Here is an 18,345-nt window from a genome sequence, read left to right on the forward strand (position 1 = left end):
AGCCGGCTTGCCGGCAATCAGGCCTGTAATGTCAGAACGAACGAAACAGCCGTCGATTCAGGCCGCCGCCGGCCGCTGGTGCCGGCGCCAGCTGTCGTCGATCTTCGACCAGGTCTTGCCGTCGGTGATGGCCAGCAGCTTGCGGCCATCCTTGAAGGTGGCGAGGAAGGTGACTTCCTCCTCCTTGCCGCCCAGCAGCAGACCGGCCAGCAGGCCGACCGGACCGGCCACCAGGGCACCGGCCATGCCCCAGCCCAGGGCGCTACCGAGGCTGCGGGTCGATTCGAGGTTGGCCAGCTTCAGATCCTTGATCCGCGCCAGCGAAATGCGCTCGCCGGGCGAGGGGCTGCGTGGGGTCTTGAGTGTGAGCGCTCCGTTGCGATACTCGCCTTCACCTTGCAAGAAATCGCCGGATTGAACCGTGAGTCTTGTCATTGTGTCGTCCTGTCAGGAAGGGGTCGTTGACCAACGCCTACTGAGCGCTTGCCACCTCGGCAAGTCAACGAGCAGGCGACGGAGGGTCGTGTGACCGGTTGTCGCGCAGCAAATCACCTAGACGAACGAGCCGGGGCGTTCAACAAGCGCAAGTCGCATTTTCGAAAGTAAACTTCGAACTGTTGTCTCTAACTGTCATGGGGCATGACTGTAACTAATGCTTATAGCTGGCGCCGTTGATCCATCGCAGTTTGCGCAAATTAGTGCAGCGCAGTTTGGTTTTCGAAAACGAAAAAATGGCGTCAAAAAACGCTGGACATCAAGTTTCAATGTGTGTCAGTTTTTTTGCGCCTCATAAAGGCGAGTGACAGGAAGTTCTCGCCCGGTGGGAGAACCCTGTCGGACATCAACTGCTTTTTTGTACACAAGGAAGTAATCTGCATGTCGAAAGTCAAAGAAAACGCCATTGTTTCCGCCGTTTCCGCACTGCAACCGAAGGGCCCAAGTTCGTCCTTCGGCCTGATCGACAGCTTTGCCCACCAGTACGACCGCGGCGGCGCGAACATCAATGGCAAGAAGTCCTTCACGGCCGACCAGGCCGCCGATCACATCCTGCGTGACGGCGCTGCCTGGAAAGACCTGAACAAGGACGGCACGATCAGCCTCACCTACACCTTCCTGACCAAGGCACCGTCGGACTTCTACAGCCGCGGACTGGGCTCCTTCAGCCAGTTCAGCGACCTGCAGAAGCAACAGGCCAAGCTGTCCATGCAGTCCTGGGCTGACGTGGCCAAGGTCACCTTCACCGAGGCGGCATCGGGCGGCGACGGTCACATGACCTTCGGCAACTTCAGCGCCAGCAACGGCGGCGCGGCATTCGCCTACCTGCCGTTCGACGGGCCTGGCTCGCACAAGGGGGAGTCCTGGTACCTGATCAACAGCGGCTACCAGGTCAACATCAACCCGGGCACCGGCAACTACGGTCGTCAGACCCTGACCCACGAGATCGGCCACGTACTGGGCCTGTCCCACCCCGGCGACTACAACGCCGGCGAGGGTAACCCGACCTACCGTGACGCCGACTATGCCCAGGATACCCGTGGCTACAGCGTCATGAGCTACTGGAGCGAGAGCAACAACGGGCAGAATTTCATCAAGGGCGGCGGTCAGTACTACGCCTCGGCCCCGTTGATGGACGACATCCTGGCGATCCAGAAGCTCTACGGCGCCAACTACGCCACCCGTGCCAGCGACACCACCTACGGCTTCAACTCCACCGCTGATCGCGACTTCTACTCGGCCACCTCGGCCTCGTCGAAGCTGGTGTTCTCGGTGTGGGACGGTGGCGGCAACGACACCTTCGACTTCTCCGGGTTCACCCAGAACCAGAAGATCAACCTCAACGAAGCGTCGTTCTCCGACGTCGGCGGCATGGTCGGCAACGTCTCCATCGCCAAGGGCGTGACCATCGAAAACGCCATCGGCGGCTCGGGCAACGACCTGCTGATCGGCAACGCGCTGGCCAACGTGCTCAAGGGTGGTGCCGGCAACGACATCATCTACGGCGGCGGCGGTGCCGACCAGCTGTGGGGCGGCAGCGGCTCGGACACCTTCGTGTTCGCGGCCGTCAGCGACTCCACCAAGGCGGCGCCGGATCGCATCATGGACTTCACTTCGGGCGTGGACAAGATCGACCTGTCGGCCATCTCCGCGTTCGCCGTGAACAAGCTGCCGCTGCAGTTCGTCAACGCCTTTACCGGTCATGCCGGCGAGGCGCTGCTGACCTACGACCAGGCCACCAACCTGGGCAGCCTGGCCATCGACTTCACCGGAAACAGCTCGGCTGACTTCCTGGTGACCACCGTTGGCCAGGCCGCTGTCACCGACATCGTGGTCTGATGCAACAGGGGGTGGCGCTTGCGCGTCGCCCCTTTTTGCCGGTGAGGCGAACCAATGAAAGCAAACTTGAGAACGATCGCGCTGGCCGCGATCCCCATGGTGTCGATGACCGAGGTAGTCATGGCGAGCAGCCTGTTACTCCCCAACGCCGCGCAACTGGCCGGCCGTTGGCAGCTTTACCCCGAACAGCAGCAGGCCCAGGCTTGCGACCTGCGTCTTGGCGCCACGGAAGGCGAAATCGAAGGTGATCTGGAGTGTGCCAAGGGGCTGATAGGCCTGCGCCCCGGCAGTTGGCTGGTGACCCCCGACACCCTGGCCCTGGTGGGCGGTGACGGCAGCAGCGTGGTGCACTTCAATCGCGAAGGCGCCCAGCGTTACGCCTGGACCACCCCGGACGGCAAGCAACTGGTGCTTGAGCGCCTCGACAAATAATCCCAGCCTGGAACTAAAAAGTTCCAGTTGAGCCAGGGCGAAACATGAAACTACCGAGCAAAAAGCCCGGGGCGCCTTTGTGGGCGGCACTCGGCCAACATAAGTCGACCTTGATCAGCGTGGGCTGTTTCACGGCATTGATAAACTTGCTCATGCTGGTGCCGTCGATCTATATGCTTCAAGTGTACGACCGTGTACTGAGTTCGCAGAACACCACAACTTTGTGGGTGTTGACGCTGATGGTGGTCGGTTTCTTCGTTTATATAGGCGGGCTTGAAGCAATCCGCAGTTTCATTGTCATCCGCGTGGGCAACCAGTTGGAGAAAAGTTTCAACTTGAAGGTCTACCGCGCGGCCTTCGAGCGCAATTTGCGCCAGCGTGACGGCGCCGCCGGGCAGGCCCTGGGCGATCTGACCCAGCTGCGCCAGTTCATTACCGGCCCCGCGCTGTTCGCCTTCTTCGATGCCCCCTGGTTCCCCATCTACCTGGCAGTGATCTTCGCCTTCAACGTCTGGCTGGGGGTGATGGCCACGGTCGGCGCGCTGTTGCTGATCGCCCTGGCGATCCTCAACGAACGCCTCACCCACGCCACCCTGGCCGAAGCCAGTGGCTTCCAGCAGCAGTCGACGCAACTGGCCGGCAGCCAGCTGCAAAGCGCCGAGAGCATCCAGGCCATGGGCATGCTCGGCGCCCTGCGCCAGCGCTGGTACACCTTGCACGGGCGCTTCCTCGACCTGCAGAACAAGGCCAGCGACACTTCGGCGGTGATCACCGCCACCAGCAAGGGCCTGCGCCTGTGCCTGCAATCGCTGGTGCTGGGGCTGGGCGCACTGCTGGTGATCGAGGGGCAGATGACCCCGGGCATGATGATCGCAGGTTCCATCCTGATGGGCCGTGTGCTCGCCCCGATCGACCAGCTGATCGCGGTATGGAAGCAGTGGAGTGGCGCGCAGCTGGCCTACCAGCGCCTGGACGTCCTGCTGCGCGAGCACCCCGAGCCGCCGACGCCGATGCCGCTGCCGGTGCCCACCGGGCAACTGGCGGTGGAGCAGGTCAGCGCCGGCCCGCCCGGGCGCAACCTGGCCACCCTGCAGCAGGTGAACTTCGCCCTGGCGCCGGGTGAATTGCTCGGCGTGCTGGGCGCTTCGGGCTCGGGCAAGTCGACCCTGGCCAAGGTGCTGGTCGGTGTGTGGCCGACCATCAGCGGCCATGTGCGCCTCGACGGCGCCGAGCTCAGTCAGTGGGACCGCGATGCCCTGGGCCCGCATATCGGCTACCTGCCGCAGAACATCGAGCTGTTGCGCGGCAGCATCGCCGAGAACATCGCCCGCTTCGGCGAGCTGGACGGCGTCAAGGTGGTCGAGGCGGCCCGCCTGGCGGGCGTGCATGATCTGATCCTGCGCTTGCCCCAGGGCTACGACACACGCCTGGGCGAAGAGGGGGTCGACCTTTCCGGTGGTCAGAAGCAGCGTATCGCCCTGGCCCGCGCCCTGTACGGCGATGCTCGGTTGATCGTGCTCGATGAACCCAACTCCAACCTGGACAGCCACGGCGAGGCCGCGCTCGCCAGTGCCATTGTCCAGCTCAAGGCCCAGGGCCGCACCGTGGTGCTGGTGACCCACCGCAGCGCGGCGCTGGCACAAGCCGACAAGCTGCTGGTAATGAACGAAGGGCGCATGCAAGGCTTCGGCCCGGCCCGCGACATCCTCCACGCCATGGGCCAGGCCCCGGCGCAACGCCCGCTGCAAGCCGGAGGTGGCGCATGAGCCAGCACACCCGTGATGCACGTTTCCATGTTCGCCTGGGGTGGCTGCTGACCCTGGTCGGTTTCGGCGGTTTCATGGCCTGGGCCAGTCTCGCCCCGCTCGACCAGGGCGTGCCGGTGCAGGGCACCGTGGTGGTGTCGGGCAAGCGCAAGGCGGTGCAGTCGATGGCCGCCGGCGTGGTCAGCCGCATTCTGGTCAGCGAAGGCCAGCTGGTGCGCCAGGGCGAGCCGCTGTTCCGCCTCGACCGCACCCAGGTGCAGGCCGATGTCGATGCGCTGCAGGCCCAGTACCGCATGACCCGCGCCGCCCTGGCGCGCTGGCAGAGCGAGCGCGACAACCTGGGGCAGGTGCAGTTTCCCGCTGAGTTGCTGGAAGATTCCGACGCCCGCCTGGCGTTGATTGTCGAAGGCCAGCGCCAGTTGTTCGACAGCCGCCGCCAGGCCCAGGCCCGCGAGCAGGGCGCCTTGGCCGCCAGCATTGACGGCTCCCAGGCCCAGCTGACCGGCATGCGCCGCGCGCGCAGCGACCTGCAGGCCCAGGCCGATTCGTTGCGCGAGCAGCTCGACAGCCTGCGCCCGTTGGCCGGCGACGGCTATATCCCGCGCAACCGTGTGCTCGAGTACCAGCGCCAGCTGTCGCAGGTGCAGCGCGACCTGGCGCAGAACGCCGGCGAGAGCGCGCGCCTGGAGCAGGTGATAGTCGAGGCCCGGCTCAATCTGCAGCAGCGCCGTGAGGAGTATCAGAAAGAAGTGCGCACCCAGCTGGCCGAAGCCCAGGTCAAGGCCGCGACCCTGGAGCAGCAGCTCAATTCCGCGCACTTCGAATTGCAGCACAGCGAGATCCTGGCGCCGGCGGACGGCGTGGCGGTCAACCTCGGCGTGCATACCGAGGGCGCCGTGGTGCGGGCTGGCGACACCCTGTTGGAAATCGTGCCCCAGGGCACCGCGCTGGAAGTGGAAGGGCGCCTGCCGGTGAACCTGGTGGACAAGGTAGCGCCGCAGCTGCCGGTGGACATCCTGTTCACTGCCTTCAACCAGAACCGCACGCCACGGGTGACCGGGGAGGTGGCGCTGGTGTCGGCCGACCAACTGATCGACGAGCGCAGCGGCCAGCCGTACTACGTGCTGCGCAGCACCGTCAGCGAAGAAGCGCTTGCGCGTCTGCAGGGACTGGCGATCCGCCCGGGCATGCCCGCCGAGCTGTTCGTGCGCACCGGCGAGCGCTCGCTGCTCAACTACCTGTTCAAACCCCTGCTCGACCGTGCAGGCACCGCCTTGACCGAACAATAAGGACCGCCCAGTGAAGAAGTTCCCACTGATCGGGCTGCTGCTGGCCTGTGTCTGGCTGCCGACCGCCGTCCAGGCGGCCATGGGGCCGTTCCAGGTGTACGAGCAGGCCCTGCGCCGCGACCCGACCTACCTCGCGGCGTTCAAGGCCCGCGAGGCCGGCCAGGAATACCGCGCCATCGGTCGCGCCGGCCTGCTGCCCAGCCTGTCGTACAGCTACAACAAGGGGCGCAACGACTCCGAGGTGCGTTATCTCGGCGATTCGCGTCGGCAGAAGGAGGACCGTACTTACAACAGCATGGGCTCGACCTTCATCCTTCAGCAGCCGCTGTTCGACTACGAAGCCTATTCGAGCTACCGCAAGGGCGTGGCCCAGGCGCTGTTCGCCGATGAGAGCTTCCGCGACCAGAGCCAGCAGTTGCTGGTGCGGGTGATGACCAGCTACACCCAGGCCCTGTTCGCCCAGGACCAGATCGCCATCAGCGTGGCCAGCAAGCAGGCCTACCGCCAGCAGTTCCAGCAGAACCAGCGCCTGTTTGACGCCGGCGAAGGCACCCGCACCGACATTCTCGAGGCCCAGGCCCGCTATGAGCTGGCCGATGCCGAGGAGATCAAGGCGCGCAACGAGCAGGATGCCGCGCTGCGCGAGCTGGGGGCGCTGATCGGCGAGCCGGCGGTGCGGGTAGAAGACCTGGCGCCGCTGCGCCTGGGCTTCGCCCTGCCGGTGGTCGACCCCAGCGGCTACGAGGCGTGGCAGGAGCGGGCCCTGGCCAACAACCCGCAACTGGCCTCGTCGCGCCAGGCGCTGGAAGTGGCGCGGTACGAAGTCGAACGCAACCGTGCCGGGCACCTGCCCAAGGTGACTGCCTTCGCCACCTCGCGGCGCCAGGAGTCGGACAGCGGTAACACCTACAACCAGCGCTACGACACCAACACCGTGGGCATCGAAGTCAGCGTGCCGATCTTCGCCGGGGGCGGGGTGCTGGCCTCGACCCGCCAGGCCAGCCGGCACCTGGAGCAGGCCGAGTATGAGCTCGACGGCAACACCCGCAGCGCGTTGATCGAGCTGCGCAAGCAGTACAACGCCTGCGAGTCCGGCGCCAGCCGCCTGCGCGCCTACGAGCGGGCGCTGGTGGCGGCCGAGGCGCTGGTGGTGTCCACCCGCAAGAGCGTGCAGGGCGGCGAGCGGGTCAACCTGGATGTGCTCAACGCCGAGCAGCAACTGGCCACCACCCGCCGCGACCTGGCCCAGGCGCGTTACGACTACCTGCTGGCGTGGATCAAGCTGCACTACCAGGCCGGGGTGCTGAGCGAGACGCAGCTGGCGCGGGTGGATGAAGCGTTCATCGAGGGCAAGTCAGGCTGAGCCCAAGGCTCCAGGTCATGCACAAATCCCTGTAGGAGTGGCCGGGCATTCAGGCGGCCACGACCAGCTTCCCGCGCTTGCGCTCAGCCAACCCCCACACCACCAGCGCCAGCGCCCCGATCACCAGCCCCGCCACCACGATCCCATCCCAGCCATGCACCTCGAACAGCTGCGTCCCCAGCAACGCCCCCAGCGCCCCGCCAATGAAGTAGCAGGTGATGTACCCGGCATTGAGCCGTGTACGCGCCTCCGGCCGCAGCACGATCACCGCGTTCTGGTTGCTCACGTGCACCAGCTGCACCGCCAGGTCGAGCAGCAGCACCCCCACCAGCAACGCCACCAGCGACTGCTGCGCAAAGCCCAGCGGCACCCACGACAGCAGCAGTGCCACCAGCCCCACGGTAGTGCCCAGCGGGCCCTTGCCGCGATCGGCCAGGCGCCCGGCCCAGTTGGCTGCCAGCGCGCCGATCGCGCCGGCCAGGCCGAACAGGCCGATCACTGCGTCGGAATAGTGGTAGGGCGCATTGCTCAGCAGGAACGCCAGTGGCGTCCAGAAGAGCGCGAACAGGCTGAAGGCCAGCAACCCCAGCAGCGAACGCAGGCGCAGCACCGGCTCCTCGACGAACAGGCGGAACACCGAGCCGATCAGCGCCGGGTACTTGAGCCCCGCGTGGCTGTGGTGTTGCGGCAGGCTGCGGTACAGGGCGAGGGCGCTGATCGCCATCAGCACCGCCGCCAGCACGTAGATGCTGCGCCAGCCGCCCAGTTCGGCCATGAAGCCGGCGGCGGTGCGCGCCAGCAGGATGCCCAGCAACAGCCCGCTCATCAGCGTGCCCACGGCGCGCCCACGCTGCTCCGGGGCACTGAGGGCGGCGGCCATGGGCACCAGCACCTGGGCCACCACCGAGAACAGCCCGGTCAGCGCGGTGCCCAACAGCAGCCAAGGCAGGCTCGGCGCGCAGGCGCTGATCACCAGCCCGGCGGTAGCGATCAGCACCATGGTGACGATCAACCGGCGCTGCTCGAACAGGTCGCCCAGCGGCGCCAGCAACAGCAGCCCGGCGCCGTAGCTGAGTTGGGCGGCGATGACGATGGTGCCGGCGCTGGCGGTGCTCAGGCCGAACTGTTGGGCGATGCTGTGCAGCAGCGGTTGGGCGTAGTAGTTGCTGGCCACGGCCAGGCCGGTGGCGGTGGCCATCAGCAGGATAAGGGCGCGGCCGAGAGTCGGGGTGTTCATGGGCAGTCTCGTTGCAGGCAAGGTTGTGTGGCGACAAGTATCAGGAAGTGTCTGGCATGACGCCAATGTATAGTTATCAACTTATTCATCTTGAAAGCAGATAGTTCGATGAACCTCAAGCAGCTCGAATACGCCCTGGCCGTGGCCGACACCGGCAGCTTCACCCGTGCCGCCGAGCGCTGCCACGTGGTGCAGTCGGCCCTCAGCCACCAGGTGGCGCGGTTGGAGGCGCAGTTGGGGGTGAGCCTGTTCGAGCGCAGCTCGCGGCGCGTGCGCCTGACCCCGGCGGGCGAGGCCTTCGTGCTCAGCGCCCGGCCGGCGGTGGCAGCGGCGCGGCGGGTGGCCGAGGATGTGGCCGCCGCCTGCGGGCAGGTACGTGGGCGTCTGTCGATCGGTGAGATCAGTTCGCTCACCGCGCTGGATCTGGTCGATCTGCTGGCGGTGTTCCATGAGCGTTATCCGGATGTGGACGTGCGCTGGTTGACCGCCAAGAGCGAGTTGCTGGTGGCGGATGTCTGCGAACGGCGCCTGGACGTGGGCTTCATCGGCCTGTGGCAGGGCGAGGCGCTGCATGGCGTGCAGCATCGCCTGCTGGCGCGGGAGGAACTGGTGGCGGTGTTGCCGCCCGGCCACCGGCTGGCGGACAGGGCGCAGCTGGCCCTGGTCGATCTGGCCGATGAGGTACTGGTCGACTTTCCCGAGGGTACCGGGGCGCGTCGGCAGACCGACGAGGCGTTCCAGGCGGCGGGGTTGCGGCATCGGGTGCAGTTCGAGATCGGCCATATTCGCCTGGTGGAAAAGTTCGTCCAGCGCGGGATGGCGCTGGGGTTGGTGCCCGAGCGTATCGCCCGGGGTTTTCAGGGCGTGGCCACGGTACCGCTGGTGGATGCGCCGGTGCGGCATCTTTACGCGGTCTGGTCGCCGAGCCCCACGCCCGCGGCGCGGGCTTTTCTCGATGTCATGGAGCAGAGCCTCCCTTCGACCTGACGCTCCCCTGTAGGAGCGGTGAATCAAGCCGCAAACCCACCATCGGCCAGCAGGCTCGCCCCGGTGATGTAGCCCGCTTCAGGCCCCGCCAGGTAAGCCACGAAACTGGCGATCTCGTCCGCCTGCCCGTAGCGCCCGATGGCCATCAACGGAATCAGGCTCTCGGCGAACTCGCCGCTGGCCGGGTTCATGTCGGTGTCCACCGGCCCCGGCTGCACATTGTTGACGGTGATCCCCTGCGGCCCGAGGTCCCGGGCCAGGCCCTTGGTCAGGCCGACCAGCGCCGACTTGCTCATGGCATAGGGGGCGCCGCCGGCGAACGGCATGCGCTCGGCGTTGGTGCTGCCGATGTTGATGATCCGCCCACCCTTGCCCATGTGTTTCACCGCCGCCTGGGTGGCCACGAACACGCTGCGCACGTTGATTGCCAGCAGGCGGTCGAAGTCGGCCAGGTCGAACTCGGCCACCGGCGCCACCGCCAGCACGCCGGCGTTGTTGACCAGGATATCGAGGCCGCCGAAGGCCTTGGCGGTGTCGGCGACGGCCTGTTGCACGGCCTGGATATCGGCGCTGTCGGCGCGCAGGGCCAGGGCCTGGCCGCCGGCGTTGTTGATTTCACCGGCCAGGGCCTCGGCGCTGGCGTTGGAGCTGACGTAGGTAAAGGCGACCTTGGCGCCGTCGCGGGCCAGGCGCCGGACAATGGCCGCGCCGATACCGCGTGAACCGCCCTGGACCAGGGCCACCTTGCCGGTGAGGGGAAGTGTTTGGGACATGCTGATCTCCTGCAGTGAAGCAAGGCCGGATGCCTTGGGATGGACGCAGTATCCGCGCTCGATTACCTGTTGATAAGATGGCAATCGAGTTACTTAGAATAAACCTGGAGTTGATAATGGCCGTGGTGGAATCGTTCAGCAGCCTGGAATGCTTCATCCGCAGCGCCGAAGTCGGCAGCTTTGCCGAGGCGGCCAGGCGCCTGTCGCTCACCCCGGCGGCGGTCGGCAAGAACGTCGCCCAGCTCGAGGCGCGGCTCGGCGTGCGCCTGTTTCTGCGCAGCACGCGCAAGCTGACCCTGACCGAGGCCGGGCAGCGCTTTCTGGCCGAGGTGAGCGAGAGTTTTCGCACCATCCAATATGCCGTGGCCAACCTCGCCAACTGCGAAGGGCATCCTTCGGGCGTGCTGCGGGTCAGCATGGGCACGGTATTCGGGCGCCTGTACGTGTTGCCGCTTTTAGGTGAGTTCCTCGCCCGTTTTCCGGCGGTGACCGCGGACTGGCACTTCGACAACCGCCAGGTCGACCTGATCGGCCAGGGCTTCGATGCCGCCATCGGTGGTGGCTTCGAACTGCCGCCCGGGGTGGTGGCACGCAAGCTGACCCCGGCGCACCGGGTGCTGGTCGCTTCGCCGGGCTACCTGCAACAGCACGGACCACTGAGCCGCCCTGAGCAGTTGCAGGCGTGCGCCGGCATCCTTATCCGCTCGCCGCAGACCGGCCGGGTGCGCAGCTGGCCGCTGACCAGTCGCTGGCAGGAGCAACAGCCGCTGCAACTGCCCCAGCGCCTGACCATGAGCGATTCGGACGCCGCCTGCGCGGTGGCCGAGCAAGGCCTGGGCATCGCCCTGGTCAGCCTGCCGTTCGCCTTGCCCTACCTGACCGAAGGGCGCCTGAGCCGAGTATTGCCGGACTGGTACGTGGACGATGGACATATCAGCCTGTACTACGCCGAGCGCAAGCTGTTGCCGGGCAAGACCCGGGCCTTCATCGATTTCGTGGTGGAGCAGTTCGCCGAGCGGGGGCTGGCGGGGCGGTTCGATGCGTTGCAGGGTCATTGATGGCCCCGCGATCGCGCTGGCTCAGGTGATCTCGATGATGAACTGCACCTGCGCCACTGCGGACACCACCAGGCTCACTTCATCATCCACCCGCTTGCCGAGCAGTTGCTGCCCCAGTGGTGCGCGCGGCGTGATCACCGTTACCAGCCCATCCCCCTCGCCAATCTTCAGCCCGGCTCCTTCCGGCCCGAGGAACAGCCGGCGCCGCTGGCCCGCCTCGTCTTCCAGGGTCACCAGGCAACCGATCTGGATCCCCCGCGCCGGGTCGTAGTCGCGCAGCGCCAACTGCTGGTAGGTCAGCAACGCCTGGCGGATCTCGGCCGTGCGCCGCGCCTGCCCGGTGGCCAGGTACGACGCCTCAAGCCCCAGGGTGTCGTACTTGTTCTCGGCGATGTTCTCTTCGGCGGTGGCTGCCTCGTAGGCGGTCTGGGCGGCGCGGCGCAGCACCTCCATGTCGTGCTCGAGGGTGGCGATGATGAGTTGCAGCAGGCTGGCCTTGTCCATGGTCAGTAGCAGAACTCCAGCACGTTGGCCTGGCTCTTGTCGGTCGGCGCGGTGCGGTTCTGCTGCAGCCAGAACTGGCACTTGGGGCTGTTGAGGTTGCGCGGGTTGCCCTGGGCGGCCTCGGCGGCCTGTTGCAGTTCCTGCTTGTGCAGGATCTCCTTGTAGCGCTCGAACATCTGCGCCTGGGCGTCGGCCGGTTGTGCCGGCGCGGCGGCAGGCGCAGGCTGTACCACGGCGGGGACGGCGGCCTCGACCAGCGGCTGCACCTGTGCCGGCCACAGGCGCAAGGCCAGCCACAGGCTCAGGGCGATGGCAACGGCGCCGAGCCACAGGCCCAGGGCGACGCACAGCACCAGTTGCACGGGGCTGAGGGTGATCTTCAATTCGCGGGGGCGGGGCATGGCGGCCTCCTGGCAGGCAGGTTAGTGGGGGCCATTCTCGCATGGCGCGACAGGTTTTTTCAGCGCCGCGCTTTTGCTGGCGGGCAAATATCCGCAAAATCCGCGGTCTTTTTCGCAGGTAACGGAACGTGGCGATGAAAACCACCTGGGACATCTTCTGCACGGTCGTCGACAACTATGGCGACATTGGCGTCACCTGGCGCCTGGCGCGCCAGCTGGTGGCCGAGCACGACCTGGCGGTGCGCCTGTGGGTGGACGACCTGCAGGCTTTCGTGCGCCTGTGTCCCGAAGCCGATGGCGGCGCCGCGCAGCAATGGCAGCAGGGCGTGGAAGTGCGCCACTGGCCGGCGGACTGGCAGGCGCTGGCGCCCGCCGACGTGGTGATCGGCGCCTTCGGCTGCCGCCTGCCACCGGCCTATGTCGAGGCCCTGGCCACGCGCCAGCCGCGCGCGCTGTGGTTGAACCTCGAGTACCTCAGCGCCGAGGACTGGGTCGAAGGTTGCCATGGCCTGACCTCGCCCCAGGGCAATGGCCTGCGCACGGTGTTCTTCTTTCCAGGGTTCACCGAGGGCACCGGCGGGCTGCTGCGCGAAGGCCCGTTGCTGGCGCGGCGTGACGCGCTGCTGGGCGACTCGGCCACGCGCCAGGCTTTCCTCGCCGGGCTCGGCGTGCACGCGCAACCCGGCACGCGGCTGATTTCACTGTTCGCCTATGAAAACGGCCAGTTGGGGAGTTGGCTCGATGCCATGGTCCAGGACGACGTGCCCAGCCATCTGCTGGTGCCCGAGGGGCGCATCCTGGCCGATCTGCGCGCCTGGCTGGGCGAACCCGGCTTCGGCGTAGGCGATGTCCGCCAGCAGGGCGCGTTGACGTTGCAGGTACTGCCGTTCGTCAGCCAGGACGACTATGATCGCCTGCTCTGGTGCTGCGATTTCAACGCCGTGCGCGGCGAGGACTCGTTCGTCCGTGCGCAGTGGGCGGGCAAGCCGCTGCTCTGGCACATCTACGTACAGGATGAGAACGCCCATTGGGAAAAACTCGAGGCGTTCCTGGCGCATTATCGCCAGGGCCTGTCGGAGGCGGCGGGCGACGTACTGGTGGAATTGTGGCGGGCCTGGAACATGGACCGCGACATGGGCGCGGCCTGGCGTGGGGTGCTGCGGCACTTGCCGGAGCTGCAACGGCACGCCGACCAATGGTGCGCGGTTCAGGCCGCTCGGCCGGACCTTGCCACGACGCTGGTACAGTTTTACCGAAATTCGCTATGATACGCGGCCTCGATTTTTATAAATCCATCCAGATTCGGATATTGCGTAATGAAAACTGGTAAAGAGCTGAAACCCGGTACCGTACTGCGGATCGACAACGACCCGTGGCTGGTCCAGAAAGCCGAGTTCACCAAGTCCGGTCGCAACAGCGCGATCATGAAGACCAAGCTGAAGAACCTGTTGACCGGCTACAAGACCGAAACCGTCTACTTCGCCGACGACAAACTGGACGACGTGATCCTCGACCGCAAGGAAGTGACCCTGTCCTTCATCAGTGGTGACGCGTACACCTTCATGGACACCACCGACTACACCATGTACGAACTGAACGCCGAGGACATCGACGCCGTTCTGCCGTACATCGAAGAAGGCATGCAGGACGTCTGCGCCCTGACCATGTACGAAGAGAAAGTGGTTTCGGTAGAACTGCCGACCACCATCAGCCGTCAGGTCGTCTACACCGAGAACGCTGCTCGCGGCGACACCTCGGGCAAGGTCATGAAGCCTGCCAAGCTGGCCAACGGTACCGAAGTACAAGTTGCCGACTTCATCGAAATCGACGAGATGATCGACATCGACACTCGCGATGGCTCCTTCAAGGGCCGTTCCAAGAAGTAATCCTTCTTGCGATGAGCACGAAAAACCCGGCCTCGGCCGGGTTTTTTTGTGTCTGTGGAACCGTGCCGCCTTCATCGCGGGGCAAGTCGCAGCGGCGTCCTCAGACAGTCACATGCAACCGCACATCCACATTGCCGCGGGTGGCATTGGAGTAAGGGCAGACCTTATGCGCCTTTTCCACCAGCCCTTCGGCGTCGGCCTGGGCCAGGCCCGGCAGGTTGATGTGCAGGTCGATGTCCAGGCCGAATCCGCCCGGGATCTGGCCGATGCCGACCTTGGCGGTGATCGACGCATCCGCCGGCAGGGCCTTTTTCTCCTGGCCGGCGACGAACTTCAGCGCGCCGATGAAGCAGGCCGAGTAGCCGGCGGCGAACATCTGCTCGGGGTTGGTGCCGTCACCGCCTGCGCCACCCAGTTCCTTGGGGGTGCTCAGCTTGACTTCCAGCTTGCCGTCGCTGGAGCGGGATTTGCCATCACGACCACCGGTGGAAGTGGCTTCTGCGATGTACAGCGGAGTGACCTTTTGCATCTTGAGCCTCGCTTGGGTGCTGTGCGCCGTCGGCGCTGAGTGGGTATGGGATTAACTTAGCGCGCAATTATTTAGTGCGCAAGTTAAATATTTGACCATTCATCCGAACAGCCATCTCACAGCTTAGACGTCAGAGGTTTTCTTGCAGCTGCGCACGCAGGGCGAGCAGGTCGGCCTGCAGCTTGCGCAGTTGCTCGGCACTGTGGCCGCTGGCCTGCAGGATGCACTGCGGCACGCGCTGGGCCTCGGCCTGCAGGGCGCGGCCCTGGTCGGTCAGTTGCACCAGCACCACCCGTTCATCCTCACGGCTGCGGCTGCGCTTGAGCAGGCCCTCGCTTTCCAGGCGCTTGAGCAGCGGTGTCAGCGAACCGGGGTCGGTGAGCAGGCGCTGGCTGATCTCGCCCACGGTCAGGCCGTCCTGTTCCCACAAGACCAGCATGGCCAGGTACTGCGGGTAGGTCAGGCCCAGTGCTTGCAGCAGGGGCTTGTAGACCTTGGTCATCAGCAACGAGGTCGAGTGCAGGGCGAAGCAGACCTGGTTGTCCAGCAGCAGCGCGTCGCAGGGGGCTTGGGTGTCGGCGTTCATGCAGGTCCTTGGAATCGGTAAGGGTTGAAATCTAGCACGCCAAAGCTTTGTGCGCTCATTGCCAGCGCAGCTCGCTTCTCAGCGCCAGGTCCCAGGGTGGCACCGGGCTGAAACGGCTCTTGAGGAATTCGAGCAGCAAGCGGCTGCGAGAGTTCGTTTCATGTTCCAGACGCAGGGCGTAAATGCCGCTGGTCTCGGGCTCCGGCAGGCCGTTGTCGCAGAACAGCGGGAGCAGTTCGCCACGCAGCAGGTAGTCGCTGATCAGCCAGGTCGGCAGGTGGGCGACGCCCAAGCCGGCCAGGGCGCCAAACAGCAGGGTCTCGGCGTTGTTGGCGGCCATGCGCATGCGTGCCGGGCGGTACAGGCGGGTCTGGCCGGCGACCGCGAAGCGCCAGGCGAACGGCGGGGCCAGTCCGTCCCAGTCGAGGCCGTCGTGCCCGGGCAGCTCGCTGGGGCAGGCCGGCACCCCGCGGCTGGCCAGGTACGCGGGGCTGGCACAGGCGATGCGCACCATGTAGGCCAGGGGCGTGGCCACCAGGCGGGTGTCGGCCAGGGGGCCGGCGCGTAGCACCAGGTCCACCTCGCCCAGGTGGCTGCCGTGCAGGTCGACGAAGCTGTCGATCAGGCGCAGCTGCACGTCGAGCCCGGGATAGGCCACCAGGAAATCGGCGATGGCCGGGGCCAGGTGGCGACGGCCGAAGGCGGCTGGTGCGTCGATGCGGATCAAGCCTTCCGGGGCATTGCTCAACGACACCGCCTCGGCGCGTGCCAGGCGCAGCTCCTCGATGATGCGCCGGGCCCGCTCGGCGAAGGCATTGCCAGCCGGCGTCGGGCGCACGGCGTGGGTGCTGCGCGAGAACAGGCGGCTGCCCACCGCGCTTTCCAGGTTGTCGATGCGCCGCGCCACCGCGGAGGGCGTCAACGGATGGCGCCGGGCGGCGGCGGAGAAACTGCCGGTTTCCAGTACGTCGAGGAACAGGCTGAGTTGTTCGGTGAGGATGTCGGGGCTCATGGCGGTTCGATGCTTGTGCGAAATGCGCAAAGCCATTGTGCGCTGCTGTGCGTTTCCCCGCCAGCCGTGACTGGCTAGCATGCCCTCATTCTCTGAAAGCAGGCGGATGAGGCGCTGATGATCGAGTGGGTGATGTATATCGTGCTGGGGGCCGCGCTCGGCACCTTGGGTGGGCTGTTCGGCATCGGCGGCGGGTTGATCGCCATTCCGGCGCTGGGCGTGCTGTTCGGCCTTGACCAGCAGTTGGCCCAGGGCACCGCCCTGGTGATGGTGGTGCCCAACGTGCTGCTGGCGCTGTGGCGCTATCACCAGCGCAACCGCATCGAACTGCGCCATGCCGTGCCGTTGTCGCTGTGCAGCTTCGTGTTCGCCTGGCTGGGGTCGATCTGGGCGGTGGGCATCGATGCCCAGTCGATGCGCCTGTACTTCGTCGGTTTCCTGGTGGCGCTGGCGGTTTGGAATGTGGCGCGGATGTTCCTGCCGGTGCGGCCGCCGAGCAACCAGCTGCGTTATCCGTGGCCCTGGCTGGGCGTGCTGGGCAGCTTCGCCGGGACCATGGGTGGGCTGTTTGGCGTGGGCGGGGCGGTGGTGGCCACGCCGATCCTGACCTCGGTATTCGGCACTACCCAGGTGGTGGCCCAGGGGCTGTCGCTGGCATTGGCGGCGCCGAGCACCATGGTGACGCTGTTGACCTACGGGGTGCACCAGAGTGTCGACTGGGGCATCGGGATTCCACTGGCCGTGGGTGGGTTGCTGAGCATCAGCTGGGGGGTGAAGCTGGCCCATGCGTTGCCGGAGAAGGTGTTGCGCACGCTGTTCTGCGGGTTTTTGGTGGTGTGTGCGGTGATGCTTGGGTTCGAGCTTTAGGCGCAGTCTGCCTGATCGCGGGGCAAGTCGCATCGGCGCACCGCCGCTCCCATGCTTGATCACTGGTGGGAGCGGGCTTGCCCCGCGATAGTTTTGACGTGTTACTTGAACCCTTCGACGATGTACTCGGCCATGCAGTCGGTGATCGGCGAATGCTGCTGGTCGTTGCGCAGCAGCATCACATTGGCCATGTGCAACTGCGGCAGGCCGTCGTCCGCACCGAGGATGCGCAGGTCGCCGCCGATCAGGCTCTGCAACTGTGCGGTCACCGCCAGCCCGGCATGCACGATGGCGAAGATCGCCGCCAGGCTCGGGCTGGTGTAGGCGATGCGGTACTCGATGCCCTGGCGCTCCAGGGCGTTGCAGGTCCAGGCGCGGCAGAAGCAGTCGGTGTTGAACAGCGCCAGCGGCATCGGCCGCTGCTCGTGGGGGCAGAAACCCTTCGCCGCGGCCCACACCAGGCGCTCCTGGCGCAGCAGTTGGCCGACCTCGTTGCCCGGCTCGCGGGTGACGATGGTCAGGTCCAGGTCCTGGCGCAGCATCAGCTGCTTGGACGAGTCGCAGTGCACCTCGACATGGATCAGCGGGTACGCCTGGGCGAAACGGGTGAGGATGCCCGGCAGGTAGCGCATGGCGTAGTCGTCCGGAGTGCCGATGCGCACCACGCCGACCATGTGCGGCATGCGCAGCGTGTTGAACACTTCGCCGTGCAGCTTGAGGATGCGCCGGGCATAGCCCAGCAGGACCTGGCCCTCGGCGGTGAGGCGCACCTGGCGGCCGTCACGCTCGAACAGCTGGCGCTGCAGGATGTCCTCCTCCAGGCGCTTCATCTGCATGCTCACCGCTGACTGGGTGCGGTTGACCACCTCGCCGGCGCGGGTGAAGCCGCCTTGCTCGGCGATGGCGACGAAGGTGCGCAGCACGTCCGCGTCGAGACTCTGATACTGGGACATGGCATCAATCTCCGAGATGCATGGCATCAGAAACATTCGTTGGATTGATCTTAGGCCTGGGCAGAGACTGGAGCCATCCACAAGGAGGGCGTCAAGATGAAAGGTCATTTCAACGTTGCTCACCAGCCTGGGTCTACCCTCGGCCACCTGTTGCACGATGCCGGCGGGCGGCTGCTGCGCTGGTACGAACTGCACCGCCAGCGCGACGAACTGGCGCGCCTGAGCGATGCCACGCTGCACGACCTGGGGTTGTCGCGGGCCGATATCCAGCAGGAGGCCGACCGGCATTTCTGGGAAGACCCGCTGCGTAAATGAAGAGGGCTGCAATCGCCGGACAAACCTGTCCGGCGATTGCGTCTTTACTGTCT

The 18,345-nt window shown here is 65.9% G+C and carries 20 protein-coding genes; 11 read left to right on the top strand and 9 right to left on the bottom strand.

Translation table 11 applies throughout. The annotated features are described in order from the left end of the window. Positions 1 to 57 precede the first annotated feature (57 nt). Positions 58 to 435: a hypothetical protein gene (locus ACVWZ5_RS09770; RefSeq protein WP_062573253.1), complete on the bottom strand. Its 378-nt coding sequence runs from the start codon at positions 433 to 435 to the stop codon at positions 58 to 60. 441 nt (positions 436 to 876) lie between these two features. Here ACVWZ5_RS09770 and ACVWZ5_RS09775 point away from each other — a divergent pair, with 441 nt between their 5' ends. From ACVWZ5_RS09775 to ACVWZ5_RS09795, 5 genes are all read left to right on the top strand, one after another. Next, complete coding sequence (locus tag ACVWZ5_RS09775; RefSeq protein ID WP_028691749.1) at positions 877 to 2,334, top strand: serralysin family metalloprotease; 1,458 nt, start codon at positions 877 to 879, stop codon at positions 2,332 to 2,334. Positions 2,335 to 2,400: 66 nt separating this feature from the next. Next, positions 2,401 to 2,766: an AprI/Inh family metalloprotease inhibitor gene (locus ACVWZ5_RS09780; RefSeq protein WP_230962648.1), complete on the top strand. Its 366-nt coding sequence runs from the start codon at positions 2,401 to 2,403 to the stop codon at positions 2,764 to 2,766. A gap of 44 nt (positions 2,767 to 2,810) precedes the next feature. Continuing rightward, entirely contained in the window at positions 2,811 to 4,532 is a 1,722-nt protein-coding gene (locus ACVWZ5_RS09785; RefSeq protein WP_084941790.1) for a type I secretion system permease/ATPase, read from the top strand. Then, a complete protein-coding gene (locus tag ACVWZ5_RS09790) occupies positions 4,529 to 5,821 on the top strand; it encodes an HlyD family type I secretion periplasmic adaptor subunit (RefSeq protein ID WP_028691746.1) in 1,293 nt (430 codons plus the stop codon). The genes ACVWZ5_RS09785 and ACVWZ5_RS09790 overlap by 4 nt, the downstream gene beginning before the upstream one ends. A gap of 10 nt (positions 5,822 to 5,831) precedes the next feature. Continuing rightward, complete coding sequence (locus tag ACVWZ5_RS09795) at positions 5,832 to 7,184, top strand: TolC family outer membrane protein (RefSeq protein WP_028691745.1); 1,353 nt, start codon at positions 5,832 to 5,834, stop codon at positions 7,182 to 7,184. 49 nt (positions 7,185 to 7,233) lie between these two features. Here ACVWZ5_RS09795 and ACVWZ5_RS09800 read toward each other — a convergent pair whose 3' ends face one another. Next, a complete protein-coding gene (locus ACVWZ5_RS09800) occupies positions 7,234 to 8,421 on the bottom strand; it encodes an MFS transporter (protein ID WP_457340583.1) in 1,188 nt (395 codons plus the stop codon). A 108-nt stretch (positions 8,422 to 8,529) separates the two neighbouring features. Between ACVWZ5_RS09800 and ACVWZ5_RS09805 the strand changes: the two genes are divergently transcribed. Beyond that, a complete protein-coding gene (locus tag ACVWZ5_RS09805; protein WP_062573258.1) occupies positions 8,530 to 9,408 on the top strand; it encodes a LysR family transcriptional regulator in 879 nt (292 codons plus the stop codon). Positions 9,409 to 9,431: 23 nt separating this feature from the next. Here ACVWZ5_RS09805 and ACVWZ5_RS09810 read toward each other — a convergent pair whose 3' ends face one another. Further along, on the bottom strand, positions 9,432 to 10,181 hold the full coding sequence (locus ACVWZ5_RS09810) for a 3-oxoacyl-ACP reductase family protein (protein ID WP_062361607.1): 750 nt from the start codon (positions 10,179 to 10,181) through the stop codon (positions 9,432 to 9,434). A 116-nt stretch (positions 10,182 to 10,297) separates the two neighbouring features. On the opposite strand from ACVWZ5_RS09810, the gene ACVWZ5_RS09815 reads away from it, so the two are divergent. Continuing rightward, a complete protein-coding gene (locus ACVWZ5_RS09815; protein WP_062573259.1) occupies positions 10,298 to 11,239 on the top strand; it encodes a LysR family transcriptional regulator in 942 nt (313 codons plus the stop codon). Between the two features lie 21 nt (positions 11,240 to 11,260). On the opposite strand, the gene ACVWZ5_RS09820 is transcribed toward ACVWZ5_RS09815, so the two are convergent. Further along, on the bottom strand, positions 11,261 to 11,743 hold the full coding sequence (locus tag ACVWZ5_RS09820) for a GreA/GreB family elongation factor (RefSeq protein WP_457340584.1): 483 nt from the start codon (positions 11,741 to 11,743) through the stop codon (positions 11,261 to 11,263). Between the two features lie 2 nt (positions 11,744 to 11,745). Then, complete coding sequence (locus ACVWZ5_RS09825) at positions 11,746 to 12,144, bottom strand: hypothetical protein (protein WP_336196503.1); 399 nt, start codon at positions 12,142 to 12,144, stop codon at positions 11,746 to 11,748. Between the two features lie 134 nt (positions 12,145 to 12,278). On the opposite strand from ACVWZ5_RS09825, the gene earP reads away from it, so the two are divergent. After that, the gene (gene earP, locus ACVWZ5_RS09830) at positions 12,279 to 13,412 is read left to right on the top strand and encodes an elongation factor P maturation arginine rhamnosyltransferase EarP (protein ID WP_096048388.1); all 1,134 of its coding nucleotides are present in this window, start codon (positions 12,279 to 12,281) and stop codon (positions 13,410 to 13,412) included. Positions 13,413 to 13,460: 48 nt separating this feature from the next. Beyond that, on the top strand, positions 13,461 to 14,030 hold the full coding sequence (efp, locus tag ACVWZ5_RS09835; RefSeq protein WP_062573262.1) for an elongation factor P: 570 nt from the start codon (positions 13,461 to 13,463) through the stop codon (positions 14,028 to 14,030). 100 nt (positions 14,031 to 14,130) lie between these two features. Here efp and ACVWZ5_RS09840 read toward each other — a convergent pair whose 3' ends face one another. The 3 genes from ACVWZ5_RS09840 to ACVWZ5_RS09850 form a co-directional block, all read right to left on the bottom strand. Then, entirely contained in the window at positions 14,131 to 14,559 is a 429-nt protein-coding gene (locus ACVWZ5_RS09840; protein WP_023632623.1) for an organic hydroperoxide resistance protein, read from the bottom strand. A 130-nt stretch (positions 14,560 to 14,689) separates the two neighbouring features. Beyond that, a complete protein-coding gene (locus ACVWZ5_RS09845; RefSeq protein ID WP_028691735.1) occupies positions 14,690 to 15,145 on the bottom strand; it encodes a MarR family winged helix-turn-helix transcriptional regulator in 456 nt (151 codons plus the stop codon). Between the two features lie 55 nt (positions 15,146 to 15,200). After that, positions 15,201 to 16,157 carry a LysR family transcriptional regulator gene (locus ACVWZ5_RS09850; RefSeq protein WP_028691734.1) on the bottom strand — a complete coding sequence of 319 codons (957 nt, stop codon included), beginning with the start codon at positions 16,155 to 16,157 and terminating at the stop codon, positions 15,201 to 15,203. 117 nt (positions 16,158 to 16,274) lie between these two features. On the opposite strand from ACVWZ5_RS09850, the gene ACVWZ5_RS09855 reads away from it, so the two are divergent. Beyond that, positions 16,275 to 17,024, top strand: a complete 750-nt coding sequence (locus ACVWZ5_RS09855; protein WP_028691733.1) for a sulfite exporter TauE/SafE family protein — start codon at positions 16,275 to 16,277, stop codon at positions 17,022 to 17,024. Positions 17,025 to 17,125: 101 nt separating this feature from the next. Here the strand turns inward: ACVWZ5_RS09855 and ACVWZ5_RS09860 are convergent, their stop codons facing one another. Beyond that, positions 17,126 to 17,977, bottom strand: coding sequence for a LysR substrate-binding domain-containing protein (locus ACVWZ5_RS09860; protein ID WP_028691732.1), 852 nt, complete (start codon positions 17,975 to 17,977; stop codon positions 17,126 to 17,128). 96 nt (positions 17,978 to 18,073) lie between these two features. Between ACVWZ5_RS09860 and ACVWZ5_RS09865 the strand changes: the two genes are divergently transcribed. After that, the gene (locus ACVWZ5_RS09865) at positions 18,074 to 18,292 is read left to right on the top strand and encodes a DUF1127 domain-containing protein (RefSeq protein ID WP_028691731.1); all 219 of its coding nucleotides are present in this window, start codon (positions 18,074 to 18,076) and stop codon (positions 18,290 to 18,292) included. The last annotated feature ends 53 nt before the right edge of the window (positions 18,293 to 18,345 follow it).

It is taken from the genome of Pseudomonas sp. TE6283 (assembly GCF_054060555.1).

Bases quoted from the DNA above. Each gene is read 5' to 3' on its own strand.
- ACVWZ5_RS09770 (WP_062573253.1), bottom strand. From the start codon at position 435: ATGACAAGACTCACGGTTCAATCCGGCGATTTCTTGCAAGGTGAAGGC.
- ACVWZ5_RS09775 (WP_028691749.1), top strand. From the start codon at position 877: ATGTCGAAAGTCAAAGAAAACGCCATTGTTTCCGCCGTTTCCGCACTG.
- ACVWZ5_RS09785 (WP_084941790.1), top strand. From the start codon at position 2,811: ATGAAACTACCGAGCAAAAAGCCCGGGGCGCCTTTGTGGGCGGCACTC.
- ACVWZ5_RS09790 (WP_028691746.1), top strand. From the start codon at position 4,529: ATGAGCCAGCACACCCGTGATGCACGTTTCCATGTTCGCCTGGGGTGG.
- ACVWZ5_RS09800 (WP_457340583.1), bottom strand. From the start codon at position 8,421: ATGAACACCCCGACTCTCGGCCGCGCCCTTATCCTGCTGATGGCCACC.
- ACVWZ5_RS09805 (WP_062573258.1), top strand. From the start codon at position 8,530: ATGAACCTCAAGCAGCTCGAATACGCCCTGGCCGTGGCCGACACCGGC.
- ACVWZ5_RS09810 (WP_062361607.1), bottom strand. From the start codon at position 10,181: ATGTCCCAAACACTTCCCCTCACCGGCAAGGTGGCCCTGGTCCAGGGC.
- ACVWZ5_RS09815 (WP_062573259.1), top strand. From the start codon at position 10,298: ATGGCCGTGGTGGAATCGTTCAGCAGCCTGGAATGCTTCATCCGCAGC.
- ACVWZ5_RS09820 (WP_457340584.1), bottom strand. From the start codon at position 11,743: ATGGACAAGGCCAGCCTGCTGCAACTCATCATCGCCACCCTCGAGCAC.
- ACVWZ5_RS09825 (WP_336196503.1), bottom strand. From the start codon at position 12,144: ATGCCCCGCCCCCGCGAATTGAAGATCACCCTCAGCCCCGTGCAACTG.
- earP (WP_096048388.1), top strand. From the start codon at position 12,279: ATGAAAACCACCTGGGACATCTTCTGCACGGTCGTCGACAACTATGGC.
- efp (WP_062573262.1), top strand. From the start codon at position 13,461: ATGAAAACTGGTAAAGAGCTGAAACCCGGTACCGTACTGCGGATCGAC.
- ACVWZ5_RS09840 (WP_023632623.1), bottom strand. From the start codon at position 14,559: ATGCAAAAGGTCACTCCGCTGTACATCGCAGAAGCCACTTCCACCGGT.
- ACVWZ5_RS09845 (WP_028691735.1), bottom strand. From the start codon at position 15,145: ATGAACGCCGACACCCAAGCCCCCTGCGACGCGCTGCTGCTGGACAAC.
- ACVWZ5_RS09850 (WP_028691734.1), bottom strand. From the start codon at position 16,157: ATGAGCCCCGACATCCTCACCGAACAACTCAGCCTGTTCCTCGACGTA.
- ACVWZ5_RS09855 (WP_028691733.1), top strand. From the start codon at position 16,275: ATGATCGAGTGGGTGATGTATATCGTGCTGGGGGCCGCGCTCGGCACC.
- ACVWZ5_RS09860 (WP_028691732.1), bottom strand. From the start codon at position 17,977: ATGTCCCAGTATCAGAGTCTCGACGCGGACGTGCTGCGCACCTTCGTC.
- ACVWZ5_RS09865 (WP_028691731.1), top strand. From the start codon at position 18,074: ATGAAAGGTCATTTCAACGTTGCTCACCAGCCTGGGTCTACCCTCGGC.